Genomic DNA, 22,991 nt, shown 5'->3' with positions numbered 1-22,991 from the left:
ATCATGAACGGCAACAAACGTAAACTGATGGTCTTTCATCAATACCTGGCTCCCTACCGCATTGATTTTTTCAATGCGCTGGCCCGGCTTGGAGACATGGAGGCGTTTTTTGAATATGAAAATTCTCCGGACCACCACTACAACAGGGAGGAAATGGAAGCCCGCTGCGCTTTCCGCCCCCAATACCTGAACCATGTTCGGGTGGCCGGGCGGCGCATTCCCTCCGGCCTTGCGCGCATTCTGCGGCAGGGACGGCCCGATCTGGTGATCGTTCCGGAGTTTTCCATTCTGGCTCTGGAAGTGTGCCTGCTGCGCGCGGTTTGCCGCTGGAAATTCAAAATCGTCAGCATCTGCGATGACAGCATGGACATGATCCGCGGCAATGAATTGTCCCGCATGCATGCGCTGGCGCGGAAGGCGGCGATGCCGGTGATGGACGATGTGATTCTCCCGGACATGGAGGCATGCCGCTGGTACCGGGAACGTTATGGAAAGGGCGTCTTTTTTCCGATTGTCAGGGATGAACGGGCATTCCGGGAACAATGCCGGGAAGCGCTTTCCGTGAGCCATTCCATGCAGAGGGAATACGGCCTGCACGGAAAACGGGTGGTCCTGTATGTGGGGCGCCTGGCCCCGGAGAAGAATCTGGAATGCCTGGTCAGGGCGGCTGCGGCCCTTCCGGAGGACGCCGTTCTGGTGATTGCGGGGTCGGGCCGCCTGGGGACGGTCTTGCAGGATCTGGCCGTCCGGCTGGAGGTCAGCGCTATTTTTACCGGCTGGCTGGAAGGCGAACGCCTGGCCGCTTGGTACAATCTGGCCGACGTTTTTGTTCTTCCCAGCCTGGTGGAACCGTTTGGAGCGGTTGTCAATGATGCACTGGCTGCCGGATGTTTTTGCCTGGTTTCCGGGCGTTGCGGCTCCGCCTGTCTGATCCGCCGGGGCTGGAATGGGGAATTGTTCGATCCGGAAGATGAAAGGGGGCTGGCCTCTCTTCTCCGGAAAACCTGCCTGGACCGCGGCGCCAGTCCTTCCTCTCCGCGCCTGAAAGAATGCCTGATGCCTGCCGGATTCCGGGAATACGTCAGCCATCTCATGGAACATATTGTATGATGAATGCTTCCTCCAATGCAGCCCCGGGCAGGTCCCGGCCCATCCTGTTTCTGCGTTCCCTGGCCAACGGAGTGCGCAGTTTCATCCGTTTCCGCCTTATCCAACGCTGGGTCACCGTGGAGGGAATGACCAGGATAGGAAGGCATGTGCATCTGAATTCCCCGCACAAACGGATCATTTTTGGGAACAGGGTGCAATTGGGGCCGCACTGCCATGTCTCCTGCGATATACGTTTTGGAAACAGCGTGTTGTGCGCCGCCCGCGTTTCATTCATCGGAAAAAGGGACCATTCCTTTAACAGGCCCGGTTGCGCCGTCTGGGATTCTCCCCGGAATTGGGAGGACGGGATGACGGTCATCGGCAGCGACGTGTGGATTGGCCATGGAGCCGTCATACTGGGGGGCGTTTGCGTGGGGGACGGTGCCATTGTGGCGGCAGGGGCCGTCGTGACCGGAGACGTGCCGCCCATGACCGTGGTGGGCGGCAATCCGGCCCGGGTCATCCGCCGCCGCTTTGCCACCCCGGAAGAAGAGGAAAGGCACCGGAACTACCTTGATTCCATAAAACAGACAAGCCATGATGCAAATCCTGATTAACGCTTATGCCGTCAACCCGGACTGGGGCAGCGAACCCGGTATGGGGTGGAACTGGGTCATCCACGTGGCCATGCACTGCAAGGTGCAGGTGATTACTGAAGGGGAATGGAGGGAAAACATAGAGCGGGAACTCGCCCGCCTTCCCCAGGCCGGCAACATCGTGTTCCATTATCTTCCCGTGCCGGAAAAAATACGCCGGATGTGCTGGGACCAGGGAGACTGGCGTTTTTATCGCTATTACAAAAAATGGCAGGAGCGGGCGCTTGTGCTGGCGCGGCGCATCGTGGCGGAAAACCGCATAGACGTCATTCACCAGTTAAACATGATCGGCTTCCGGGAGCCGGGGATGCTGTGGAAAATCGGGGGAATTCCCTACATATGGGGACCGGTGGGGGGAATGGAAAATACGCCGGTGGCCTACTTGCGGGAAAGCGGCTGGAGGCAGGTGGGGAAGGCGGCATTGAAAAACGTGATCAATACTGTACAAGCCAGGTTCCAGCCCAGGGTGCGGAAAGCCATGAAGCGCGCTGACGCCGTGCTGGCTTCCGTTCAGGGAGTGCGGGAGAAAATGGAACGTTACCATCGGCGGGAAGTGCTGTTGATGAGTGAAACCGGCTGCGCCGCTCGGCCGGAGGCGGTGCGGCGGGCAACGGACGGAGGCCAATTCAGGCTGCTGTGGGCAGGCCGCATGATACCCAGCAAGCAGTTGGCCCTGGCATTACAGACCCTCACCCATCTCCGGGATTTGCCGGAGTTGAAGCTGCATATCTGCGGGGGAGGGGAGAGGGAGCCGGGCTACCGGAACCTTGCGGAGCGGCTGGGCGTGGCGGGGCAATGCGTGTGGCACGGCACGGTCTCCAATGAAAAGGTGCAATCACTCATGCGGGGAAGCGACCTGTTTTTCTTTCCGAGCATCATGGAGGCTACCTCGACCGTGCTTGTGGAAGCCCTGATGAACCGCCTGCCCGTGCTCTGCTTTGATACCTGCGGCATGGGAACCATCGTTGATGAAACCGTGGGATGCAAGATACCCCTGACCCGTCCCGGACGGTCTGCCCGGGACTTTGCGGAACGCATCCGTTTCTTTTTCCATAACAGGCAGGTCTTGCGGAAGATGGATGGAGAGTTTTACGCCAGGCAGAGGGAGCTGGACTGGAACCGCAAGGCGGAAAGGATGGCCGGCATTTACCGCGAAGTTTTGAAGGAACGTCAACATTGACCATGAGTGAAAACCGTATGGAGACCTATTTCAACATCAGATACGAATTTGACCGTGAACGCGTTTTCCGGCGCATGGACGAAGTGCTCCGTTCCGGGGGCGCGGGATACATCTGTGTGGCGGACGGCCATGTGCTTTCCGAGGTACAGCGCAACCGGGAATACAGGAATGTGCTGAATGGAGCGCTCCTGACCATTTGCGACAGCGGCTGGGTGCCCGTCTACCTGAAATGGCTGCTGCATGCGGACAGGCCCCAATACTGCGGCGCCCAGATTTTCAGCGACGCCATCAGCATGAAAAAATACAGAATGATGTTCCTGGGGGGAAACCGCGACACGCTGGATGCCCTGCGCCGGATCCTGGAAGGGGAAGACCCCCGCGTGAAGAGCATGCCTTTTGAGGAATTGCCTTTCTGCCCTGTGGATGAATTTGACTACGCGGCTATTGCCGGGCGCATCAATGAATACCTGCCGGACATCGTCTGGGTTTCACTGGGCGCTCCCAAGCAGGAAATATTCATGAACAGGCTGTGCCCCCATCTTCAGCGGGGGGTTATGGTGGCCGTGGGAGCCGTCTTTAACTTCGTCTCCGGGCGGCATATCAGAAGGGCCCCCGCCTGGATGGTGGACTGCAGGCTGGAATTTCTCTACCGCATTTTCAATGAACCCCGCAAGCAAATGAAACGCTGCTGGAAAATAATCTCTGTTTTGCCCTGGATTTTTATCCGTGAAAAACAACGGCAAAAGGCGGCCAGGCCGTCTGCCTCCTCCGGAATGGGAAAAAAGACATCCTCTCTTCCCTGTACTCTGGTCTCCTGTTTCGGCCGGCTTCCCGGCAACATGGGTGACCTGCTGGCGGCCTGGGGCAGGGAAGAGGGCAGGAAATTCGTCGTTGTGAGCGACGATGCCGGGTTCTGGAACCTGCCGTCCAACGCCAGCCTGGTGCCGATGGCTTTTTGCGAACTCCAGCGCCTGGTAAGGAAAAAACTGGGAAGGCGGCATCAAATTAACGTTCCGGAGGACCTTCCGCTGCTTTTGCCACAATATCCGGTTCTCTTTGAGGACTATGTGGAAGGGAGCCGGGAATTGGAAACAATGGCTCTTGAGTGGGAGGCGGGTTTCTCCCATCCAGCGGTTCCCGCCGCGCCGGTTTAATGTTTACCCCTTTCCATACAGCAACATCCACACCTTGATACATTTCAACCATGGCTACCAAAATATTCGTCTCCGGTTTTTACGATATCATTCATGCCGGGCATATCCAGTTCTTCCGCGAAGCGCGTTCGCTGGGGGATTTCCTCATCGTCTCCTTCGCTTCCGGGCAGGTGCTCTGGAAACACAAGCGCAGAAAACCATCCATCCCGGACGACCATAAAAAAGTGATTCTGGAAAGCCTGTGCATGGTGGACAAGGTGGTCTGCGGAGAAAATCTGGAGCCGGGAATGGATTTTAAACACGTTTTCCTGAAAGAACGGCCCGATATCCTGGCCGTTACGGAAGATGACTGTTACGGCGGCCTTAAAAGGGAACTGTGCGCAAGGATTGGAGCGCGGTATGTGGTGCTTCCCAAAACGCCTCCCTGTTCCGAACAGATTTCCACCACTCAGTTGGTGAACAGAATCAAGGCCCCGCTTAGCGTTCCCCTGCGCGTGGATTTTGCGGGGGGCTGGCTGGACGTTCCCAGGCATGCGCGGCAGGGGGCGTACATTGTCAACTGCTCCATCAGTCCGTTTGTCTCCCTGGACCACTGGCCCTATGAACTCCGTGCCGGACTGGGAGGCAGCGGAGCCTGGGCCATGCTGCAGGGCAGGGACCCCGTCCAGTCGGAACTTGCCCTGGGGGTTGGCTGGCAGGACCCGGCCGTGATTGCGGAAACGGGGTTGTGCGTCTGGCGTTCCGGCGCCGTTCCCGTGCTGGACATCAAGAGCTCCGGTGACTTTCTGGCTGGGAAAATGGCGGTCTTCCACACCGGGCATGACCATGATACGCCGGGAATGGCTGACGGGTGCAGGGACTATGCCCGCATCGCCCAGTCTTCCCTGATTGCCCGAGCCGGAGTGATGGAGCGCAGCATTCATGAACTGGCGGCCGGAGTGGCGCTCTACCATAGCGTGCAGCTCCAGGAGGGAATGGCTCCCCTTCCAGCCCTGGGGGAGGAACTGGCGAAGAAATACCTGGGAGGCGGATTCGGCGGATATGCCCTGTACCTGTTCGCTTCCCGGGAGGACAGGGATGAGGCGGTGCGGGTTCATGACGGCATGAGGGCCGTGGAACCGTATTGCAAAAGGCCGTTCTGATTCTTTGCCGGAATGAAAATATCCATGCTTGAGGAATGCCGTCACGCCGGGGAGCCGGAAAAGGAACGGGCCGCCCGTCCGGGGAGTGTTCCCGGAGCGCCTCCGAGGGAATGCTGGCTTGACCTGGGCAGGGTGGCGGGCCTGTTCTTCATCGTCCTTTTTCATGCTGCGGGAAATGGAGTGGAATTCCCTCTCTTCTTCCAGCGGGTGCCCTTTCTGTTCATGGCGGCGGCCTACTTTGTGGGACGCAGGAAAATGTTCTACTGGCGCCATTCCCCGTGCAGGTATGTTCTATTTTATCTGGCATGGAACGGGGCGGCTTTTCTGGAAGCGTTCTTCAGGCATTGGATTTATTCAAGCCTGGGCCATTCAAGCGCGTGGGACTGGAGCATCCTGCCCTGGAAGCTGACGGGATTGGGAACCACCTTCCCTTACGATGGTCCCCTGTGGTTCCTGAAATACGTGATGGCGCTGAGCATGCTCTCCCCGCTTTTATTCGCCCTCGGAAAAAGGAAGCTGCTGATTCCCGTGACGATAGCCGTTCTCTTCTCCGTGGTGCTGTTTCCGGAGCTCAACGCGCTGTTTTCCGACCCCCCGCGGGTTCCGTGGGCGGACGCCCTAGCTTTTTTCATGCTGGGATTCTGTCTTTCCTCCCTGACGCTGGGCGAAATCAAGCTGTTCCTGAAAAAAACAGGTTTTATTTCCCTTCCCGCGTGGGCGGCAATAGCGTGGTTGAACCATGGCGGCGTCATCTCCACGGAAACCTTGCACACCATACCTTGCTGGATTTCCGGGATTCTGGGACTGGGCTCCCTGTGCGTCCTGCTGGCGGAAAAGACGTTCTTTCGCAACATTGCGCGGGCATGCGCTCCCCTCTTCTTCTTCATTTATGCCGTCCATTGCCTGGTCCTGCCCTACTTGATGCCGCTCCTGTTAAAAATTCTCCCTGAGGAAATCCTTTCTGCCCTGGTTGGTGCGGTCCTGGTATTTGCAGGAGCATTCTTTCTTCATCGGCGGGTGGTTCGGCATTACCCGGTCTGGGAATACCTGATTTTTGCCCAAAAGCAGAAAAAGCCGGCAACTGACGGGAAGAAAAAGGAGAAGTTTGCAGCCGGCTCCCTCGGCTCCGCCTCCATGAATGAACCCCGTCTTTAGCGGTCTTCTGTTTTTCCTGTGCCTTCTGATCGGGAGAATGGGAACCTGCACGCTTGAGCAGACATCATCTTTTCAGATGTGCCTCTATTTGACGATTACACTAGGGTGCACACTAGCGCTGAGCACTTTGGCGAGGTGCTGGATGTGACTATATCTGGCACAAGAGATTCTGAGGCCAGGGGGTACTGGGTCAGAGTCAGAGAGATTTATTACTCCCGTTCAGCGGGGAGAAAGTTTGTCAAGACTACGAGGGCATTATTACCCCTTGAAGCAACACAGCCGTGCCCGCATCCATCAGCGGGCTGGTGTTCACCAGTACCGTGACACTGGCTGGGATACTGACAATTATGGGACGTTGTGGCTAATGACAGGCGGCTACGATAATCGCTGCTGCATACGCATCGCCAATGTGCGGGGCATACATACCTACAACTCGGTAGGATTTAACGCATGCCACCTGGACATCTACAACAGTACAAACGCCACAACTGTGGACATATAGGTGCTCCGCGCATTATGCAGCGATACATGAACGGTTATAAACCTGCGTATTATGGATTTTCGGCCATCAAGTATAACGCGTCCAGTCCGAGACGATAGAGGATTTTATTGATCCGGATACTCAAGACCAAGACTGATAGCATGATTGCAGATAGATAGTTACATCTACAGTTCCCATGTCTTGGAGAGTGGGACAAGTTCACGATGACTGCCGTGTACCGGGACGCGGACGGCTACACCCACACTAACCGTTACGCCCAGGACAACATTTTCACCAAAGCCCTCTCCTGCCCACCGCAGGAGAGGGCTTCTTTATACCCGCAGTGCACGGCAATTTCCCGCAGTACATTGTTTCTAAAAGTCATTATAATGTACTGCAGTTTGTACTGCGGTTCTATAAAAGCAAAAACCGCAAGCGTTCTTTTTCAAACGCTTGCGGTTGTTTTGAGATGGTGGAGGCGACGGGAGTCGAACCCGTGTCCTGAAGGCCGTTGATACCGGCATCTCCATGTTCAGACGCATATTGCTGCTTTCGCGGCTGCTTCGTCATGCGCCAACTAGGCAGGCTCGCTAGTTGCCTGTGGAAGTCTCGTGCGTTGCGCGGCAACCCCGCATTGCACCAGCCTGCTGAATATTCGTCGTCCCCTCTAGCAGGCGTTGAGGTTCTGACGCGGCTGAACTAATTAGGCAGCCAGAGCAAGGTCGTTAGACTCTGCATTTATTTTTTTAATCGGCTTTTTAGAAGGCCAGCCGATTAACCTTCACATGCAGCCAGCACCGCAGACTTCCAGTCGAAACCATGGCGCCCCCATATGTATACCGGTAGAGACAAAAAATCCCGCCATGACGTTCAGGCAGGAATCATTTTATTTACCGATGAGTGATGCAAGTGGCACGCCCGTAGGGATTCGAACCCCAAACCTTCTGATCCGTAGTCAGACGCTCTATCCAATTGAGCTACGGGCGCTTTGACTTGCGTCGTGTACCGCGTAAGCGGTGAGAGAAATATAGATTTTTCTCCGGGAAAGTCAAGATGTTTGTAAGGAGATTTGAGAAAAAATCTCATTTTCCTTCTTCGCAGGCAGGAGTGCCTTTCAGAAGCAGGACGTTCATTCCGGGGTGGAAAAGGAGGGGAAAGGCGTTGCGTCCCGGAATGGGCTGTGGCACACTGAACGGGAAAGATGAGTGAATTCAAGGTGATCAGGTCGCCGATGGAGGCATTGAAGGAGTACTTCGGCTTTTCCGGCTTGAGGGAGGGGCAGGATCGCGTGGTGGCTTCCATCATGGAGGGCCGCAACGTGCTGGTGGTGATGCCCACCGGCGGCGGTAAATCCCTGTGCTACCAGCTTCCGGCCCTGTGCCGGGACGGGGTGTGCCTGGTGGTCAGCCCGTTGATCGCCCTGATGAAAGACCAGGTGGATGCCCTGACCGCCAAGGGTATTCCCGCTACCATGATCAACAGTTCCCTGAGTTTTCCGGAACAGAAGGAACGCCTGGCCGCCATGAAGGCGGGGGCGTTCAAGCTGGTGTATGTGGCTCCGGAGCGTTTCGGCCATGAGGGGTTCATGCATGCCCTGGCGGAAGTGGACGTGAACATGGTGGCCGTGGACGAGGCGCATTGCCTGAGCCAGTGGGGTCATGATTTCCGCCCGGATTATTTGAAACTGGGCAGGGCGATTGAAGCGATGGGCCGTCCGCAGGTGGCTGCCCTGACTGCCACGGCCACTCCCCGTGTGCGGGAGGATATTCTGGAACATTTGAGGCTGGATGATCCGGTGACGATCGTGCGCGGATTTGCGCGGGAGAACCTGCATTTCCGCATTACGGCGTGCGATACGCACAAGGAAAAGTACAAGAGGCTGTACGAGCTGGTGAAAAGCCATAAGACGGGGATTATCTATTGCTCCACCCGCAAGAAGGTGGAGCAGGTGCATGAGGCCCTTTCCGACCTTGGCCTGAGCGTGACGGCCTACCATGCGGGCATGACGGATGAGCAGCGGGAGGAAGCCCAGAACGCCTTCATGAACCGCCATGCAGACATCGTTATTGCTACGAATGCGTTTGGCATGGGCATTGACCGTGCCGATGTAAGGTTTGTAGCCCATTTTGAGATTCCCGGCAGCGTGGAGGCTTATTACCAGGAAGCTGGCCGTGCCGGACGCGACGGGGATGACGCCTATTGCGAGCTTTTGTTCAACCATGCGGATTTGCGCACACAGGAGTTTTTTATTGAAGGAGTGAATCCGGGCGTTCCGTTGATTGTGGAATTATATGAGTTATTGAGAAAGCATTGCAGTGCGGAATCCCACGAGGTGGCGTGGTCCATGGAGGAGATGGCGGAACGCCTCAAATGCCGGAATGCCATGCAGGTGGGGGCGGCTTTGTCCGTTCTTACGCGCAATGGAGCGATCAGCCGCCATGACGTTCCGGGGCAGCGCGTCAAGATGACCAGGGTGGAGGATCCCTCTGTCAGCGGCTTGAAGATTCCCCTGGACGAACAGGCTCTGAGGGAAAAGGAGGTGCGGGACCGGGAAAAACTGAAAGCGGTGACGGAGTTCGCCTATTCCTCCGGCTGCCGCCAGCAGTGGATTTTGAATTACTTCGGGGAAGAGGATGGCGCACCGTGCGGCCGCTGCGACCAGTGCATGGCGCTGGGGGTGGAAGAAGGGCAGTCCCTGGGTGAAGAGGAAACCAGGGTGGTCCGGCAGGCGTTGAGCGGGATTGCGCGCGCCTCCGTGCGGATGGGGGACGGTTCCTGGCAGGGAAGGTGGGGGAAGACGAAAATTATCCAGATGCTCAAGGGGGCGAAGACCCAGGAGATTTTGAGAACGTCTCTGTCCCGGTTGAGCACCTACGGTATTCTTGCCCGCTGGAGCGAGGACGATATCCGCCAATTGTTCCGCGCCATGCAGATGGCTGGCCTGACCAGAATGAGCGGAGAAGCGGACCGCCCCCTGATTACCCTGAGCCCGAAGGGAAATGAAGTGATGATGGGACGGCGGGACGCCTCCATGATCTGGCCTTTTGCCCGCAGGGGGAAGGCTTCCGCCTCCACGGGGCGGACCAGGGTGCGGGCTACGGGAGATTTGACTGCTCTGGGCGAGTTTGATGAAGATTTGTTTTTGAAATTGAAGGAATTGAGGAATGAATTGGCCCGTGAGGCCGGGATTCCGGCTTATGCCGTATTCCACAATTCCACCCTGGAAGCGCTGGCGCGGCTGAAACCCACCACCCGGCGCGGAGCCATGAACGTCCACGGCATCGGGGAACAGAAGGCCGCCCGGTACCTGGATGACTTTCTGGAAGTGATCGCAGAGCATTGCGGGGTTTAAGGCCGCCCTGTTCTGTCCGAACTGTGCATGCCGCCATAGCGGAATGCCGTATTTTTCCCCGTTGTTTAGTCGTTGAATGTTACAACGGTGTTACATTTGCAGGTGAAGAACGGTTTCTGATTGATTTTAAGTGAGGTATCCGTTTAGGCTGTATGCATGACAATAGACCATGATACCATGATCAGTGCAGGACGCCTGGTAAGAATCTGCAGATTTGGATTGTTCCCGTTGTTCCTGGCTGGCGTTTCCTGCCTCGCTTCCGTTCCGGATGCCGTTTCTGTTGAAAAAGCTTCCCTGCCGGAGGTGCGGATGAAGCCCAGAAAACTGGCTCTGTTCAAGAATGGCTATGGAACGGTGACGATGGAAGGGAAAACGGCGGAGGGAGAGGCCATGGAACTGACCGGGCTCCCCTCTCCTTCCTACGGCTCCTTCTGGCTTTCTGCGGAACAGGGCGTATTGGTCCGGGATTTGGTCAGCAGCAGGGTGAACGTCAAGGTTCCCAAAACGGATTACGGCAAGGGGGATTTTTTGAGGGCCAATGCCGGAAAGCTCGTCCGGGTTACGACGGACAAGGGTGCCGTGGTTGCGGGGCGGGTGGTCGCGCCTGGGAATAACCGTGCTCTGGAAGGGCTCCGTCCCAACATGATGGACGCCATGTCTTCCCCCGTGGAAGATGCGGATGCCGGGTACCGTTCCCCCTCTGCCCTGGAAAAGGGGATTCTGCTGCAAACGGAAACGGGATATGTGCTGCTGCAGGAATACACCCTTCAGCAGATTGAGATTCTGGACAAGGATATTGCCTTTCCCACGTGGAGCGCAGAGAGAACGCGGCTGGTCCTGAACCTGGCACGCCCCGCTCCGGGGAAAACCATTACGGTCAACAGCCTTTCCTCCGGAATCAGCTGGCTGCCCACCTACCGGGTGGAGCTGAGTGGGGAGGGAAAGGGGTATTTGCAGTGCAAGGCCACCATCATGAATGAACTGATGGATTTGGATAAGGTGGATATGGAATTGATCTCCGGCTTTCCCTCCCTCCAGATGCCGGGGCTGCCTTCCCCTCTCTCCATGAAGCAGAACATGAGCGCTTTGTTTGCCGCCCTGGGGTCGGACAGGCCGGGAATGGAATATGTGCGTTCCCTGCTGCCTTCCAATGGCTTTATGAGCCAGATGAGAACGGAGCGGCCCGTATTCAATATGGAGGAGGCCACGGCCATTGACCCGGAAAAAATCCGGCAGGCGGAAGACCTCTTCTTCTATTCCATACCCGGCTTCTCCTGCAAATATAAGGAAAGAGTGACCAAAAACCTGTTTGACGGAAATATTCCATACAGCCACGTTTATACCTGGGACGTTCCCAACCAGAAGACATTGGCGGAATGGAACCAGAACCAGCCCCGCGGAGAAGCCGCCGCCTCCCCCCTGGATGTCTGGCACTGCATCCGGCTGACGAATTCCCTGAACGTGCCGTGGTCCACGGGAATGGTGGAGTTCGTGTCCCAAGGCAGGCTTGCGGGCCAGAGCACCCTTACTTTCACCAATCCGGGAGAACATGTGCTGGTCCGGCTGAACAAATCCATGGAGACCATGGTAAGTCTTTCGGAAGAAACCCTTTCTTCCGAGCAGGTGGAGCACAAGGGCCGCTCCCGGCAGAAATATACGGTGGAAGGCACGCTGACCATGAAGAATATTTCCGGCAGTGCAATGGACATGCGCGTGAGCAAAGCGGTCATCGGCACTCCTTCCGCCGTGTCGGATGATGGGGAAATGGCCAGTCTTCCCAACTGGCAGCGGGTCATGAACCCGGATGGAAAATTCCAGTGGAAAATCACGCTGAAACCGGGGGAGGAAAAGAAACTGACTTACCAGTACACCTACCTGGAGTAATTCCCGCCGTCTTATTTATGTATTGACATCATTTTGGGAAGTGTGTACTTTTCTCCCCACACATTACCCAAGACGGAGCGGTGGCTGAGAGGCTGAAAGCACTCCTTTGCTAAAGGAACGTACTGGCAAAACCGGTACCGAGGGTTCGAATCCCTCCCGCTCCGCCAAAACCTTTCATTTTTTAAGAGCCTGCATTTTAACGGTGCAGGCTCTTTTCTGCTTTTTCGGCAGGGTTGAAAGAAGAGGGGATGGATCATGTACCTTTTAGCCAAATGCCTGACCGCACTGATTGGGAAACCGGCCAGGGAGAGTTGCATGCGGATACGGTTCAACAAGCCGTCACTGCCGAAGTTCTTCCGGCGTATGAGTGGCAAGGCCGGGGAATGAGGGGGGCATGAAGGAAGCCTGATTGTTCCGAAATTATTAATGGGGAAGGATTAAAAAATGGCGATGCTGCCCCTTTCCCTTATTTGCTGCGGCAGATATGTTATTTATTGATTGATTTTCTCTGTGAAGCGTTTATTAAAAATGAATAACGTATCCTCGCCATGAAAACCATTCTTTTTTTATTGTGGGCATTTTGCCTTGTTCCCTCTCTTCGGGGAGCGGAACAATGTTCCAGTGATACGGGACAAGAGGAAAAAAATACGGTTGTTCCGGATAGCCCCATTACTCTTTCCATGCAGGGAGAACGGTGGTGGGATCCTGTCTCTCCTGATGCTCCAGCCAGTTTTATGTTTAAAAATCAGGGAAAGACACCCATTTATCTTCTTGATCTGTTTGATGTGGATGAAGAAAATCTTTTTTCACTGAGAGTGATCATTCACAATGACAAAGGGGAAAAAGTGCTGGATTACATGCCATGTATCAAGATTGAGCTGTGCCAGCCGCTGAAGTATGTGGATTTGCTCCCTGGCGGAATTTACCTTGTATCCTTCCCTTTGCCAAAACTTATCAAGAATCGATATCCGGAAGGGCTGCCCCAAGGGGAATACACGTTGACGGGGGAGTATGAAAATCAATTTGGCCGTAATTGCTTTAAAGGGAAACTAGTTTCCCCTCCCGCCAAGTTTACGGTAGGGGAGTAGTCCGTGGCTTTCAGGAATTCCCATGCGCGCTCATCCTGGTACGGAGTAGGTTCTTACCGGGAGGCGCTCTCCGGGGGAAAGAGGCTGCGTACTGTTTCCCGCACTTCCTCCAGCCATTTGGCGCGGATGTCCGGAGTGCTGGCAGCAATGATACGGAACATTTTCCTTTCAAAGACATGCACGCCGCAGAAAGCGAAGATGCAGTCTTTCCAGATGCGTTCCAGCGGGTCGCCGAAGACGTTCCTCTCTCTTTCCTCCGGCGTATTGGAGGTATTGAAGACCAGAGCCGCTTTTGCTTTTAACAGACCGATGGGCAGCCCTCCTCCGTTATCGCCTTTGGGGAAGGTATAGGCCACTTCCTCCCGGAGCACGCGGTCAATCCAGCCTTTCATGATGGCCGGAGGCTGCCCCCACCAGTTGGGATGGATGATGACAATGCCGTCCGCTTCCCTGATTTCCTGCTGATGGAGAGCTGTCAGGGCGTCTTCCGGGACGTCGCTGACCAGTTCCGTGTCAGGCAGAACGGGGTTGAACTGTTCCCGGCAGAGGTCATGGAAGCGGATGGTGTGGCCCTGTTCCTTTAATGCCTGTGCTGTTGTGGCGGCAATGGCCGCGTTAAAGCTATAGGAGTAGGGATGTCCCAGAATAACGGATATGTTCATGGCATGGTTTCCTTTTCCATTTTTCTTTTCAAATCGGCATGTCGTCTGTTGACCGGCAGGTTAACGCCGGATTTTAAGCAAGTCAAACTGCCGATGCATGGAGTATAATGTTTACATCAAAAAAGCGCCTCCCGGACAGGAGGCGCTTTGAGATGATTGGAAGTGTGTAAACGGGGGCTTACATGCCCTTGTTTTTCATGGCTTCCGCCAGGGCGGCGCCCATCTGGGCGGGCGTCTTGGCGACCACGATGCCGGCTTCCTTCAGGGCTTCCTGCTTGGCGGCTGCCGTTCCTTTGCCTCCGGCTACGATGGCGCCTGCGTGGCCCATGCGGCGGCCCTTGGGAGCCGTGGCTCCTGCGATGAAGGCGGCGACGGGCTTTTTGCAGTTGTTTTTGATCCATTCGGCGGCTTCTTCTTCTTCGGAACCGCCGATTTCACCGATCATGATGAAGGCGTCCGTGTTGGGGTCTTCCGTGAAGAATTGCACGGCCTGTTGCTGAGTCATGCCGTGGACGGGGTCGCCGCCGATGCCGATGCACATGCTCTGGCCCAGGCCCATGTTCGTGACCTGCCAGACGGCTTCATACGTGAGCGTGCCGGAACGGGAGACGATGCCGATTCTGCCGGGCTTGAAGATGTAGGCCGGCATGATGCCGATCTTGCAATGGGCGGCGGGGTTGACGATGCCGGGACAGTTCGGGCCGATGAGGGTGACGTCCTTGTCCTTCAGGAAGGTTTTCACCTTCTGCATGTCCTGCACCGGGATGCCTTCCGTGATGCAGACGATGAGCTTGACGCCCGCGTCGGCGGCTTCCATGATGGCATCCGCAGCGAAGGGCGGGGGCACGAAGATCATGGAGGCGTTGCAGTCCGTGGCCTTTTTGGCTTCCGCCACGGTATCGAATACGGGAACTTTGCCTTCAAAGAGCTGGCCGCCCTTGCCGGGAGTCACGCCGGCGACTACGTTGGTGCCGAAGTCCATGCAGTTTTTGGCGTGGAATGCGCCGGCGCTGCCGGTGATGCCTTGCACGACCAGACGGGTGTTTTTGTCAATGAGAGATGTCATTGTCGTAATAAATGGTGAGGGTTATTTGACTGCTGCCACCGCTTTCTGGGCGGCTTCGTCCAGATTGTCGGCAGGGATGATGGCGATGCCGCTGTCTGCGAGGATTTTCTTGCCGATTTCCACATTGGTGCCTTCCAGGCGGACGACGAGCGGGATCTGCATGTCAATGTTTTTCGCCGCGGCCACAATGCCCTGGGCGATGACGTCGCAGCGCATGATGCCGCCGAAGATGTTGACCAGAAGGGCCTTCACGTTCTTGTCACTGGTGAGGATGCGGAACGCGTTGGTGACCATTTCCTCCGTGGCGGAGCCGCCCACGTCCAGGAAGTTGGCGGGTTCGCCGCCGTAGTATTTGATGATGTCCATTGTGGCCATGGCCAAGCCGGCGCCGTTCACCATGCAGCCGATGTTGCCGTCCAGGCCGATGTAGTTCAGGTCGTACTTGCCGGCTTCCACTTCACGGGGGTCTTCTTCCGTTTCATCCCGCATTTCCATGATTTCCGGGTGGCGGTACAGGGCGTTGTCGTCAAAGTTGAATTTGGCGTCCAGGGCGCACACGCGGTCGTCCGTGGTGACGACGAGGGGGTTGATTTCCACTAGGGAGCAGTCCAGCGTGGTGAAGAGTTTGTAAACGTTGGTGATGAGCTTGGTGGCTTGGCGGAGCAGGGGGCCGGTAAGGCCCAGGGCCACGGCGATCTTGAGGGCCTGGAAGGGAAGGATGCCCAGGGCGGGGTCAATATGCTCGCGGATGATGGCTTCCGGACGGGTGGCGGCCACTTCTTCAATGTCCATGCCGCCTTCCGTGCTGGCTACGATGACGGGACATTCCCGGGAGCGGTCCTGGAGAATGGCGAAGTAGCATTCCTTCTTCAGGTCCACGGCTTCCGCCACCATGATCTTGCTGACCAGCTTGCCGGTTTCCCCGGTTTGCTTGGTGACCAGAACCTGGTTAAGCATTTTTCCGGCCACTTCTTCCACTTCCTCCACGGAGTTGACGACGTGCACGCCGCCCTTGAAGCCGTTTTTGAAGGTGCCTTTACCGCGGCCGCCGGCGTGTACCTGTGCCTTAACTACGTATTGGGAGAGGCCCATGTTCCGGGCTGTTTGTGCCGCTTCCTGAGCCGTGGCGGCGGCAATGCCCTTGGGAGTAGCCACGCCGAAGCGCTCAAAGAGTTGTTTTGCTTGATATTCGTGAATGTTCATGACAGTGGGCCGTTCGGCCAAATGTTTGCGGAAGAAAGGCTAGGCCTATTTCTGGTGCCGGTCAAGGGAGAATGGTTTGGTCTTTTGATTTTTTGTCCGGGAGATTCATGGAGTGCCTTTGGAAATCAAAGAGGATAGAAGGCTTGACTGCATGCTCAAAGATTGTGAAACTTCCTTCTCATTTTCCGTATTATATCTTTTATGAAAATTTACCGCCCTTCCGACAAGTGTTTTGACGAGATGAAGAGCCGGATGAACCGCCGCGCTCTCCCGGAGGATTCCGTAAGGGACACCGTCAATGCTATTATTCGGGACGTTTCCGCGCGCGGGGACGAGGCCCTGTTTGACTACGCCGCCCGATTTGACAAGGTTCGTCTGGATTCTTCCTCCCTGTTTGTCACGGAAGCGGAGCTGGCGGAAGCGGAAGCCGCCGTGGAGGATTCCGTGAAAGAGGCCATTGCCGCCTCCCTGGCGAACATCCATTATTTTTCAGACCGCAGCCGCAGGCAGGACTGGTCCGGCGTCAATGCCCAGGGGGTGGAGGTAGCGGAACGCTTCCTTCCGTATGACCGCGTGGGTATTTATATTCCCGGCGGAAAGGCCCCCCTGGTATCCACGTCCATCATGACGGGCGGTTTTGCGCAGGCCGCCGGAGTGCGGGAGATTGTGGCCGCCACGCCCTGCGGGCCGGACGGCCGGGTGAACCCCGCTCTTTTATATGCGCTGAAAGCCTCCGGCTCTACGGAGATTATTAAGGTGGGCGGCGCCCAGGCGGTGGCGGCCCTTGCTCTGGGGACGGAGAGCGTGAGGCCGGTGGAGAAGATTTTCGGTCCCGGCAACCGTTTTGTGGTGGAGGCCAAGCGCCAGCTGGTGGGGGCCGTAGCCATTGACCTGCTGCCCGGGCCCAGTGAAGTGATGGTTCTGGCGGACGAAACCGCGGATGCGGAGTTCCTGGCCGCCGACCTGCTGGCGCAGGGGGAACACGGTCCGGACAGCGTGGTGGTGTTCGTGACGACGTCTGAAACGCTGCTGGAGCAGGTAGAGGCGGAGGTGGAGCGCCAGGCCGCCCTGTTGAGCCGCGGAGCCATCATCCGGGAGGTGCTGGACAAGCATGCCTACGGTTTTCTGGTTTCCTCCGTTCAGGAGGGGGTGGACCTGGTGAATGCTTTTGCGCCGGAGCACCTGGTGCTCGTCACGCGGGATGAAGACGCTGTTCTGGACGGCATCCGGACGGCGGGGGCCATTTACGCCGGAACCCTTTCCACGGTTGCCTGCGGGGATTTCCTGGCAGGCCCCAGCCATACGCTGCCCACCGGAGGAGCCGGCAAATCCTTTTCCGGTCTGCGGGCGGACCAGTTCCAGAGGCGCACCAGCGTGGTGCGGATGAACCGGGACGCCGTGCTCAGGTCCGCCCCGTATGTGGCGGAGTTCGCCAGGGTGGAGGGGCTGGACGCTCATAACCATTCCCTCCAGGTCCGCGCGGCGCGCGTCAACCGGTAATTCCAAGCTTTCCTTCACCGCCATGAAACGACAGCAAGGAACCAAGGAACGATTGCTGGAGGCGGCGGAATGCCTGTTTGCGGAGCACGGCTATACAGGCACTTCCATGCGCATGATTTCCCAGCAGGCGTCCGTTAATATCGCCTCCGCCAATTACTATTTCGGGGGCAAGGAGGGGCTCTGGAAGGAGGTCATGATGAAGTATGCGCCGCAGGCGCGGGATTTCCGGATTACCATGATGGAGGAGGCCATGGAGGAGGGAACCGTGGAGGCTCTGGCCCATGCGTACGTTTATCCTTCCTTCCACGGCCTTCTGCATGTGAAGCTGGACGGTCTGGGTAATTTCCCCCATTACCTGCGGCTGCTGGCCATTTGCCACGTGCAGACGCCTGAGATAGCGGTGGAGTATATCAAGGAGGTGTATTCCCCCATCCGCAGGAAGCTGCATGACTGCATCCGCTCCATGTTTCCGGGCGCTTCCACGTACCAGATTTTCTGGACGGTGCTGGCTATTGAAAGCATCATGATAGGCCTGCTGACCCGTTTGCGGATGATTATGGAGCTGATGGAGAACAACAGGGTTCCCAAGGGCAGCGTGCAGGATTTGTTTGAGCTGATTTCCCTCCAGGTAGCCGGCCTGATCCGCCTGTGCGGAAAGCCCGCCTAACCGTTTCACTGCCTCCGGAGTTCATGTTCAAGTCCCTCATCCGCACGTTTGCCATTGTGGTGGCCTTTATTGCGGGGTATATGATGCCCGGCCTGCATGTGTACAGTTGGACGTTCAAATGGATGCTGATAGGCATGCTGTTTGTGACGTTCCTGGGCATCCGCTTCAAACGGATGAAGCCGGAGCGGACGCACTGGCTACTGGTGGGGGCCAATCTGCTGGTGGCCCTGGCGGCCTGGGGCGTGTGCCGTCTCCTTTTCGGGGAAGGGTACCTGGCGGAGGCGGCTTTCTTCGTGGGCATCATGCCCACGGCTACGGCGGCTCCCGTGGTGATGGGGCTGCTGGGCGGCAGCGTGGAGTTCATGCTGACCGCCCTTCTGCTGCTCAACGGCGTCATTTGCGCCCTGCTGCCTTTTATTCTGCCTGCGGTCGTGGGGAAGGGCGGCTTTGAGATTTACCTGAACGTGGCCCAGAATATCTCCCTGGTAATGCTTCTGCCGCTGGTGCTGGCGCTGGCGGCGCGGCGTTTTTATCCGCGCGCCATTGCGTGGCCGCGGAAACTGAAGGATGTCACCTTCGGCATCTGGGTGGTGATTCTGGTGCTGATCGCGGCAAACGCCTCTTATGATATTTCCTCCCGTGACGGCATTTCAGACCGCGTGCTGGAACAGATCGGCGTTATTGCGCTGCTGGTCTGCGTGATCAACTTCGGGCTGGGACATTTACTGGGTGGGCGTGCCCGCGCCGCAGAGGGCAGCCAGGCCCTGGGTCAGAAGAATACGACGCTGTCCATTTACCTGGCGCTGACTTATTCCAGCCCCATTGCCGCGCTGGGCCCCACGTTTTACGTGCTGTGGCATAATCTGTGGAATGCCTGGCAGCTGTACCGTGCTTCCGAGCGGAAGCGTAAAACGGCCGGAGGGAGCTAGCGCGGCGTCCCGGATTCCAGGGGAAACACCCTTGGAAAATGCGGCCACGGATGGCTGGAAAGGGAGAAAAGGCGGAAGGACAGTCCCCCCCTGCACCTGATCCCGGCCGCCGTCGGGGAAACTGTGGACGGAGGTCTGCCGGCTGCCTGGGTGCATGGCGGAGGCCCCTTTCCAAGCAAAAAGCTTGAAATTCAGGGAACGCCCGGTAACGTTATGCACTTGTTATGCAGGCCTCTTCTCCTTTAAAACCCCTGTCTTCGCGTACCAAATGGCTGATTGCCCTGTGCTTGTGCGTGCTTGTGCTGCTGTTGGAGTTCCTGACGTACCACATGGCGTACCGCATCGGTTATGATGAAGGGCTGCTGACTACCCCGCCGGTGGTGGTGCAGAAGAGTGATGAAAAAGCCATGCAGAATTTGTCCCGTTTCATGGCGGATGTATTTGCCTCCCGTGAGAGCCTGGCCGGTATACTGGACAACCGGGAGGAGAGGCTGGCGTGGATCAGGGATCCGGAGTTGCGGACGGAAACTGCCTGGGGACTCTCCCGTGAGTTGATCAGCCGTGACGGCGTGGCCCGCGCACTCCCCGTCGCCAGGGAATTGATTGACGCCGGGTACGCCGCAGGGCGTTACCAGCTGTGGGCTCCCCGTGCGGACGCCGTGGCGAAGGCTCTTCTGGAGGAGCACCAGTATTCTCCGGCCTATGATTACCTGAAGACGGCCGTAGAAGGATATGAGAAGGAGGGAATGGCTGCGGAACTGGTTCGCTCCCTCCAGACCATGAGCTCCATTGACCAGATGCTGAACAGGAATGATGAGGCGAATACCCTGTTGCAGCGTGCCGTGGACGCCGCCGCCCGCCTGGGAGCGGATGCCCTCCCGGTCAGGTCCAGGCTTCTGGCCGCCCAGGGCAGGCTTGCTCGCGCCACGGGGCGCATTCCGGAATCACGCGCATATTTCAAGAAAGCCCTGGCCTTGTGCCCGCAGCCGGACAAGACGACCGGTGACCTGGCCCTGGCAAGCATCAGCATGGGTGAGGCCATGCTGGAGGCAGGCAGGAATGATGAGGCGCGGGAGTTGTTTTTAAAGGGGCTTTCCGGTTCGGAGAACGCCTCCTATCTGCTGAATGACTGCCTTAACGCGCTGCGCGGGCTGGCGCGCATTTCCACGGAACAGGGAAATTATGAGGAAGCCCTGGCCTATCTTTACCAGGCGGAAGGCGCCGCCCGCGGCGTACTGCCGGAGGACCATGCCTTCTGGGCCGGATTGTATGATCAGCGTGGATGGGTGAATATCATGCGCAAGGCCGCGCCGGAAGCCCGATCAGATTTCCTGAAGGCCATCGGCAACAGCGCGGCTTCTCCTGTCATTTCCGCCCAGTCCCTGGAAGGGCTGGGCAAAGCATGGCTGGACGCCGGAGAGGGAGACAAAGCCCGGGAAAACCTTCAAAAGGCCATTCAGCTGCGGGAATCCCATTTTGCTTCGGACGCCTTGTCCCTGGGCCGCGTTTACTATTCCCTGGGCCTGGCCAGCGACATGTCGGGGGACCGGGAAGGCGCCCTGAACGCCTACGCCGGAGCCGTGGAGTTCCTGCTGAAATGCGGGGAAGGGCCGGAGCGCAGGAACCTGCTGGTGCAGTCCTATTTATGCAAGGCATACGCCCTGTGCGACGGGGAACAGTGGAAGGAGGCCGTGGATGCCTTTGAAGCGGTGCTCCCCATGCTGGAAGGGGAGCAGCGGTCGGAGAATTACAAGCAGCTGGGCCGCTGTTACGATGAACTGGGCATGAAGGGGAAGGCGGATGCCTGCTGGAAGGAATCCGGCTTCCCCCGCGTGCGCATCGCCTCCCCCGGGCGCAGGCCGTCCGGCAGCGCCAGAGCTTCCCGGCGGTAGGATCCGCCTGGCCTCCGTAAGACGTTGCGAGGTATTTATTTTGCTTGATTTGTGCCGTTTTTTTGGCTCAATGCCTGCATGAGTTCCGAGCGTCATTTTTCCAACAAACCCTACCGTCCCTCACGCAAAAAAAAGTCTTATTGGAAGCCGGTTCTCTTTTTGATGGTGCTGGGGGGCCTCTGGTTCGGATACATCCAGTACTGGCCCACGATTGAGGGATGGTTCAAGCCGACCATCCATGAGGTGCACAGCCAGACCCAGGCCATGGGCCATTTGCAGGGCATGCTGGCCTCCTGGAACGGCACTGATGCGGAACTGGCGCAGCTGGCGTCCTCCGTGGACAAGCAGGTGGAATGGATGAACTCCCCGGAGGCTCGGGATTCCTTTGCATGGCTGCTGGCGGTGGAAATGGACAGGCGCGGCATGATGAAGGAGTCTGAACCCATGCTGGCGGCCCTGCTGGAAAAAAAGCTGTCCGCTTCCGCTTCCATGACGGAGGAGGACAGGAAGCGCCTTCTGGGCGTCAGCCTGAACTGGGCGCGGGAATTTGCCGCCCGCAAGCATGACGCCACGGCGGAAAAGCTTTATGAGGTGATCCTGAAAAATACGCCGGAGGACCAGGTTTCCACCCGTCTCGCGTGTCTGGAACCGCTGGCCCATTATGCGTATGACCAGGCCAGGTTTGAGCGCTTTTCCGCATTATGCGGCCAGGCCTCTTCTCCTGTCATGAGAAGCATGCTGCAAAAGCCGGAGGACGTGAAAAGCATGGTAAAGATCCTGCTGCTGCAGGATACCCTGCCGGACAAGGCCACGGGGCAGCCCGGCAGCACGGGAAGCGCCATCGCCCGGGAACTGCTCACCAAATTCCGCCTGACCGCCAGTCCGGACATGGGGCGCATTATCCTGAATGAACTGAATATGCCGCTCCATGCGCGCCGGAAGTATTCCCAGGCGGAACTGAAAGCCATGGCAGACCGTCTGGAAGCCGCCTTGATCTGTTTCCGCGCCTCGGAGACGGAGATGGACTGCACGCCGGAGACGATGCTGGCCCTGGCGCAGGTGAGGATGCAAATGGGGGATTTGAAGGAGGCCTCCCGCCTGCTGTCCCGCGCGGAAGGGGCAGCCATGACGCTGGGGGTGGATGCGCCGCGCATTCTCAGCGGCTCCAGCCTGAGCCAGGACATTGCAGCCCTGCGTTCCCAGCTTGAGAAATACGGTCAGGCGGAAGCCCTGGTGAAACGGGCTTATGAGGAGGTGAACATGGCCGCCGCCTTCCTGAAGGCGCGGGATTACGACCAGGCCGTGAAGTACCTGGACCAGGCGATGAAAGTGGCCCGTGAAAACACCACGTTTGTCCAGGCGCTCCAGCCCGTTATTCTGAACCTTCAGGCGGAGATAAGCGCTGGCAGGGAACAATGGGCGCTCGCGGAGGCCCAGTATGGAAAGCTGGTGGAGGAGTGGGATGCGCTGAGCCAGGAGGACAAGGCGAAGCTTCAGGACAACCTGGCTTCCATCCAGTCGGAAGAACTTTATAAGAAAATTCACCGCGGCTGGGCCGCCGTGTGTCTCAAACAGAACAGGACCACGGAAGCCCGCAGGGTCATGGCAAAGATAGGGGAAGTTCCTGCGGAAGAACAGGAAAAGCCCGCTTCGCGCCGCCGCCGCAGATAATTGAAGCCCTTTTCAGCAGGCTTTCCGTCCCACAGGACGGGAAGTTTTACAGGTGGCCAGGCGGAAGAAGAAAGCGTATGGGCTGCATGTTGACAGCGTGTTGCAGGCCTTTCATCGCCTGTCCGGCGGCGCCGCATTGATACTGGGAGCGCCTTTGTTGGGCCGTCCCGGGCTTTTCCCGTTTCACAACATGGCGAAATGGGCCGCTGTGGTGTGGATG

Annotated in this window: 17 protein-coding genes, 2 tRNA genes and 1 other RNA gene; 15 read left to right on the top strand and 5 right to left on the bottom strand. The window is 57.5% G+C overall.

Going from position 1 to position 22,991, the window contains the following annotated elements; translation table 11 throughout:
* Window positions 1–3 precede the first annotated feature (3 nt).
* The 6 genes from LIO64_RS10795 to LIO64_RS10770 are packed head-to-tail and all read left to right on the top strand — an operon-like array spanning window position 4 to window position 6,376.
* Window positions 4–1,110, top strand: a complete 1,107-nt coding sequence (locus LIO64_RS10795) for a glycosyltransferase family 4 protein (RefSeq protein ID WP_290549453.1) — start codon at window positions 4–6, stop codon at window positions 1,108–1,110.
* A complete protein-coding gene (locus LIO64_RS10790) occupies window positions 1,107–1,706 on the top strand; it encodes a hypothetical protein (protein ID WP_290528552.1) in 600 nt (199 codons plus the stop codon). The genes LIO64_RS10795 and LIO64_RS10790 overlap by 4 nt, the downstream gene beginning before the upstream one ends.
* A complete protein-coding gene (locus tag LIO64_RS10785; protein ID WP_290549452.1) occupies window positions 1,687–2,925 on the top strand; it encodes a glycosyltransferase family 4 protein in 1,239 nt (412 codons plus the stop codon). The genes LIO64_RS10790 and LIO64_RS10785 overlap by 20 nt, the downstream gene beginning before the upstream one ends.
* A gap of 2 nt (window positions 2,926–2,927) precedes the next feature.
* Entirely contained in the window at window positions 2,928–4,079 is a 1,152-nt protein-coding gene (locus LIO64_RS10780; protein WP_290549451.1) for a WecB/TagA/CpsF family glycosyltransferase, read from the top strand.
* Window positions 4,080–4,129: 50 nt separating this feature from the next.
* Window positions 4,130–5,221 carry an adenylyltransferase/cytidyltransferase family protein gene (locus LIO64_RS10775; RefSeq protein ID WP_290549450.1) on the top strand — a complete coding sequence of 364 codons (1,092 nt, stop codon included), beginning with the start codon at window positions 4,130–4,132 and terminating at the stop codon, window positions 5,219–5,221.
* Between the two features lie 12 nt (window positions 5,222–5,233).
* Window positions 5,234–6,376 (top strand): acyltransferase, encoded by a 1,143-nt coding sequence (locus LIO64_RS10770; protein WP_290549449.1) that lies wholly within the window; start codon window positions 5,234–5,236, stop codon window positions 6,374–6,376.
* Between the two features lie 951 nt (window positions 6,377–7,327).
* Here the strand turns inward: LIO64_RS10770 and ssrA are convergent.
* Both ssrA and LIO64_RS10760 read right to left on the bottom strand, forming a co-directional pair.
* Window positions 7,328–7,687: a transfer-messenger RNA gene (gene ssrA / locus LIO64_RS10765) on the bottom strand.
* Between the two features lie 80 nt (window positions 7,688–7,767).
* Window positions 7,768–7,844, bottom strand: a tRNA-Arg gene (locus tag LIO64_RS10760).
* A 214-nt stretch (window positions 7,845–8,058) separates the two neighbouring features.
* On the opposite strand from LIO64_RS10760, the gene LIO64_RS10755 reads away from it, so the two are divergent.
* The 4 genes from LIO64_RS10755 (at window position 8,059) to LIO64_RS10740 (ending at window position 13,181) form a co-directional block, all read left to right on the top strand.
* Window positions 8,059–10,209 (top strand): ATP-dependent DNA helicase RecQ, encoded by a 2,151-nt coding sequence (locus tag LIO64_RS10755; protein WP_290549448.1) that lies wholly within the window; start codon window positions 8,059–8,061, stop codon window positions 10,207–10,209.
* A 156-nt stretch (window positions 10,210–10,365) separates the two neighbouring features.
* On the top strand, window positions 10,366–12,093 hold the full coding sequence (locus LIO64_RS10750) for a hypothetical protein (RefSeq protein ID WP_290549447.1): 1,728 nt from the start codon (window positions 10,366–10,368) through the stop codon (window positions 12,091–12,093).
* Window positions 12,094–12,167: 74 nt separating this feature from the next.
* A tRNA-Ser gene (locus LIO64_RS10745) sits at window positions 12,168–12,260 on the top strand.
* 381 nt (window positions 12,261–12,641) lie between these two features.
* A complete protein-coding gene (locus LIO64_RS10740; protein WP_290549446.1) occupies window positions 12,642–13,181 on the top strand; it encodes a hypothetical protein in 540 nt (179 codons plus the stop codon).
* A 53-nt stretch (window positions 13,182–13,234) separates the two neighbouring features.
* Here the strand turns inward: LIO64_RS10740 and LIO64_RS10735 are convergent, their stop codons facing one another.
* The 3 genes from LIO64_RS10735 to sucC form a co-directional block, all read right to left on the bottom strand.
* Window positions 13,235–13,843 (bottom strand): NAD(P)H-dependent oxidoreductase, encoded by a 609-nt coding sequence (locus LIO64_RS10735; RefSeq protein WP_290549445.1) that lies wholly within the window; start codon window positions 13,841–13,843, stop codon window positions 13,235–13,237.
* Window positions 13,844–14,021: 178 nt separating this feature from the next.
* Complete coding sequence (gene sucD / locus LIO64_RS10730; protein ID WP_290549444.1) at window positions 14,022–14,909, bottom strand: succinate--CoA ligase subunit alpha; 888 nt, start codon at window positions 14,907–14,909, stop codon at window positions 14,022–14,024.
* A 21-nt stretch (window positions 14,910–14,930) separates the two neighbouring features.
* A complete protein-coding gene (gene sucC / locus LIO64_RS10725; protein WP_290549443.1) occupies window positions 14,931–16,112 on the bottom strand; it encodes an ADP-forming succinate--CoA ligase subunit beta in 1,182 nt (393 codons plus the stop codon).
* 201 nt (window positions 16,113–16,313) lie between these two features.
* Here sucC and hisD point away from each other — a divergent pair, with 201 nt between their 5' ends.
* The 5 genes from hisD (at window position 16,314) to LIO64_RS10700 (ending at window position 22,771) form a co-directional block, all read left to right on the top strand.
* Complete coding sequence (hisD, locus tag LIO64_RS10720) at window positions 16,314–17,612, top strand: histidinol dehydrogenase (RefSeq protein ID WP_290549442.1); 1,299 nt, start codon at window positions 16,314–16,316, stop codon at window positions 17,610–17,612.
* Between the two features lie 22 nt (window positions 17,613–17,634).
* Window positions 17,635–18,279, top strand: coding sequence for a TetR/AcrR family transcriptional regulator (locus LIO64_RS10715; protein WP_290549441.1), 645 nt, complete (start codon window positions 17,635–17,637; stop codon window positions 18,277–18,279).
* A 23-nt stretch (window positions 18,280–18,302) separates the two neighbouring features.
* On the top strand, window positions 18,303–19,208 hold the full coding sequence (locus LIO64_RS10710; RefSeq protein WP_290549440.1) for a hypothetical protein: 906 nt from the start codon (window positions 18,303–18,305) through the stop codon (window positions 19,206–19,208).
* Between the two features lie 224 nt (window positions 19,209–19,432).
* Window positions 19,433–21,100, top strand: a complete 1,668-nt coding sequence (locus LIO64_RS10705; RefSeq protein ID WP_290549439.1) for a tetratricopeptide repeat protein — start codon at window positions 19,433–19,435, stop codon at window positions 21,098–21,100.
* A gap of 78 nt (window positions 21,101–21,178) precedes the next feature.
* Window positions 21,179–22,771, top strand: coding sequence for a tetratricopeptide repeat protein (locus tag LIO64_RS10700; RefSeq protein ID WP_290549438.1), 1,593 nt, complete (start codon window positions 21,179–21,181; stop codon window positions 22,769–22,771).
* The last annotated feature ends 220 nt before the right edge of the window (window positions 22,772–22,991 follow it).

It is taken from the genome of Akkermansia sp. (assembly GCF_020860705.1).
GTDB lineage: Bacteria > Verrucomicrobiota > Verrucomicrobiia > Verrucomicrobiales > Akkermansiaceae > Akkermansia.
The sequence above is the reverse complement of the archived record's forward strand: the minus strand, read 5'-3'. Positions and strand labels throughout refer to the sequence as shown.